Below are 3,727 nucleotides of genomic sequence, written 5' to 3'. Positions count from 1 at the left end.
CTCGCAAGAGGGGCACCGGGGCCTTCGTGACGTCGCCTGCCGGCGGGAGGTGTGCCGGTCAGGCCGGGTTCTGGCTCTGGAGGGCCACCGACAGCTCGGCGGCCACCCCCTGGAGGATCGGTACGAAGGACTCGGCGACGGCCTCGGTGACGCGGCCGGCCGGGCCCGAGATGGAGATCGCGGCGGCGGTCGGCGAGTTCGGCACCGACACGGCGAGGCAGCGGACTCCTATTTCCTGCTCGTTGTCGTCGACCGCGTAGCCCGTCTTGCGGACCTGCTCCAGGGCCTCCAGGAAGCCCTCGGGCGTGGTGATGGTCTTCTCGGTCGCGGCCGGCATCCCGGTGCGGGCCAGCAGGGCGCGTACCTCGTCGGCGGGCGTGTACGCGAGCAGCGCCTTGCCCACGCCGGTGGAGTGCGGCAGCACGCGGCGGCCGACCTCGGTGAACATGCGCATGGAGTGCTTGGACGGCACCTGGGCGACGTAGACGATCTCGTCGCCGTCGAGCAGGGCCATGTTCGCCGTCTCGCCGGTCTCCTCGACGAGGCGGGCCAGGTACGGGCGGGCCCAGGTGCCCAGGAGCCGCGAGGCGGATTCGCCGAGGCGGATCAGCCGGGGGCCGAGGGAGTACCGTCGGTTGGGCTGCTGGCGGACGTAGCCGCAGGCGACGAGGGTCCGCATCAGGCGGTGGATGGTCGGCAGCGGCAGACCGCTGGCGGCGGAGAGCTCGCTGAGGCCGACTTCGCCCCCGGCGTCGGCCATGCGTTCGAGCAGATCGAAGGCGCGCTCAAGGGACTGGACGCCACCGCTGGCGGCGGTGGGCTTGGCGGAAGCGTCGGTGGTGCTGGCGCTGGACGTCGGCACGGCGCGGTCCTTTCGGTGCTGGCAGGCAAGGAAGCAGCCTACCGGTCGGTCGGCGCCGGCCCTAGAGCCGGGGCCCTGCCGTCTCCGCCGGTCAGAGGCGGTTTGTCCGGGTGGTGGACGTCCTCGGGAAGTTACCGGTCCGGTATCCGTGGTGGTAGCTACATTCTGGATAGTGAAATCTTAATTCCATCCTGTGGAAACATCCAATTGCGGTGGAAGCGGCTGGGTGGTCCGTCCGGCGACTCTTGACTGGCCCCGGATCGGGGTGAAGACTCCGTCAACAGAACGTTGAATTTCGCTCTGTGGAAGTAGATGGGGAGGTTCTGGTGGCCGACGCGGCTGTGGAACTGGTACTGCGCTCGACGCGCGTGATCACCCCCGAGGGGACGCGCGCCGCCTCGGTGGCCGTCGCCGACGGGAAGATCGCGGCCGTGCTGGCGTACGAGGCCGAGGTACCGGCCGGAGCCCGGCTGGAGGACTTCGGCGACGACGTCCTGCTCCCCGGCCTGGTGGACACCCACGTGCACGTCAACGACCCCGGCCGCACCGAGTGGGAGGGCTTCTGGACGGCCACCCGCGCCGCCGCGGCGGGCGGCATCACCACCATCCTCGACATGCCGCTCAACTCCCTCCCGCCGACCACCACGGTCGACAACCTCCGCGTCAAGCAGGAGGTCGCCCGCACCAAGGCGCACGTGGACGTCGGCTTCTGGGGCGGCGCCCTGCCCGACAACGTCAAGGACCTGCGCCCCCTGCACGACGCCGGCGTCTACGGCTTCAAGTGCTTCCTGTCGCCCTCCGGCGTCGAGGAGTTCCCCGAGCTGGACCAGGAACGGCTGGCCGCCTCCCTCGCCGAGATCACCGGCTTCGGCGGCCTGATGATCGTGCACGCCGAGGACCCGCACCACCTGGAGGCGGCCCCGCAGAACCCGGGCCCCAAGTACGCGGACTTCCTCGCCTCCCGTCCCAAGGACGCCGAGAACACCGCGATCCAGAACCTGATCGACCAGGCGAAGCGGCTGGGCGCCCGCGTGCACGTCCTGCACCTGTCCTCCTCCGACGCGCTGCCCCTGATCGCCGCCGCCAAGGACGAGGGCGTCGCGATCACCGTCGAGTCCTGCCCGCACTTCCTCACCCTCACCGCCGAGGAAGTCCCGGACGGCGCCACCGAGTTCAAGTGCTGCCCGCCGATCCGCGAGGCCGCCAACCAGGACCTGCTGTGGGACGCGCTCGCCGACGGCACCATCGACTGCATCGTCTCCGACCACTCGCCCTCCACCGCGGACCTGAAGACCGGCGACTTCGCCACCGCCTGGGGCGGCATCTCCTCCCTCCAGCTCGGCCTGCCGGCCATCTGGACCGAGGCGAGGAGGCGCGGTCGCACCCTCGAAGAGGTCGCGCGCTGGATGTCCACCGCCCCGGCCGCCCTCGCCGGACTCACCGCCAAGGGCGCCATCGAGGCCGGCCGCGACGCCGACTTCGCCGTCCTGGCCCCCGAAGAGACCTTCACCGTGGACCCGGCCCACCTGTACCACCGCAACCAGATCACGGCGTACGCGGGCAAGACCCTGCACGGCGTCGTGAAGTCCACCTGGCTGCGCGGTACGCGGATCGCCGACCACGGCACCCCGACCGAGCCCACGGGCCTCCTCCTTGAAAGGCAGAACTGACAGTGGCGATTGCTTCCTTCACCGGTAACGCGAACCCGTACGGGGGCGGAGACCCGTACGCGGACTACCGCACCGCGGACTTCCCCTTCACCCAGTACGCGAACCTCGCCGCCCGTGAGCTGGGCGCCGGTGTCATCGCCGCCAACGACGAGTTCTTCGCCGAGCGCGAGAACCTCCTCATCGCCGAGGCCCCGCACTTCGACCCCGAGCACTTCGGCCACAAGGGCAAGGTCATGGACGGCTGGGAGACCCGTCGCCGCCGCGGCGTCTCCGCCGAGCAGCCCTGGCCGACCCCCGAGGACCACGACTACGCCCTGATCCGCCTCGGCGCCCCCGGCGTCATCCGCGGCATCGTCGTCGACACCGCGCACTTCCGCGGCAACATGCCGCAGGCCGTATCGGTCCAGGCCGCCTCGGTCGCCGGCTCCCCGACCGCCGAGGAGCTGCTGTCCGACGACGTCAAGTGGACGACCCTCGTCGAGCGCACCCCCGTCGGCGGCCACGCGGCCAACGGCTACGCGGTGGACGTCGAGCAGCGCTTCACGCACCTGCGCCTCAACCAGCACCCGGACGGCGGCGTCGCCCGCATCCGCGTCTACGGCGAGGTCCGCCCCGACCCGAAGTGGCTCGCCGCGCTCGGCACCTTCGACGTCGTCGCCCTGGAGAACGGCGGCTCGGTCGAGGACGCGTCGAACCGCTTCTACTCCCCGCCGGCCAACACCATCAACCCGGGCCGCTCCCGCAAGATGGACGACGGCTGGGAGACCGCCCGCCGCCGCGACAACGGCAACGACTGGATCCGCTACCAGCTGGTAGCCGAGTCCGAGATCCGCGCCGTCGAGATCGACACCGCCTACCTCAAGGGCAACTCGGCCGGCTGGGCCTCGCTGTCCGTCAAGACCGGCGAGGAGGGCGAGTGGACGGAGTTCCTGCCGCGCACCCGCCTGCAGCCCGACACCAACCACCGCTTCGTGCTGGACGCCCCGGTGGCCGGCACCCACGTGCGCATCGACATCTTCCCGGACGGCGGCTTCTCCCGGCTGCGCCTGTTCGGCTCGCTGACGGAGGCCGGCGCCGCCGCGCACGCCGCCCGTCACCAGGAGCTGGGCGGCTGACGCCACCCCGCCCACCGACCGCCCCGGGGGCCGACACCTCCGGGGCGCGAGCCCCCGCCTACGGGGCGCACCGCACGCGG

At 71.6% G+C, this 3,727-nt stretch carries 3 protein-coding genes; 2 read left to right on the top strand and 1 reads right to left on the bottom strand.

The annotated features are described in order from the left end of the window. Window positions 1-58: 58 nt before the first annotated feature. The gene (locus ACFV0Q_RS39565) at window positions 59-862 is read right to left on the bottom strand and encodes an IclR family transcriptional regulator (RefSeq protein ID WP_385012698.1); all 804 of its coding nucleotides are present in this window, start codon (window positions 860-862) and stop codon (window positions 59-61) included. 326 nt (window positions 863-1,188) lie between these two features. Here ACFV0Q_RS39565 and allB point away from each other — a divergent pair, with 326 nt between their 5' ends. Beyond that, complete coding sequence (gene allB / locus ACFV0Q_RS39560; RefSeq protein WP_385012696.1) at window positions 1,189-2,532, top strand: allantoinase AllB; 1,344 nt, start codon at window positions 1,189-1,191, stop codon at window positions 2,530-2,532. A 2-nt stretch (window positions 2,533-2,534) separates the two neighbouring features. After that, window positions 2,535-3,647, top strand: coding sequence for an allantoicase (alc, locus tag ACFV0Q_RS39555; RefSeq protein WP_385012695.1), 1,113 nt, complete (start codon window positions 2,535-2,537; stop codon window positions 3,645-3,647). Window positions 3,648-3,727 lie beyond the last annotated feature (80 nt).

This window comes from Streptomyces sp. NPDC059564, from assembly GCF_042735575.1.
Taxonomy (GTDB): domain Bacteria; phylum Actinomycetota; class Actinomycetes; order Streptomycetales; family Streptomycetaceae; genus Streptomyces.
Note: the sequence above shows the minus strand (reverse complement) of the source record. Positions and strands in the feature narration are given on the sequence as shown.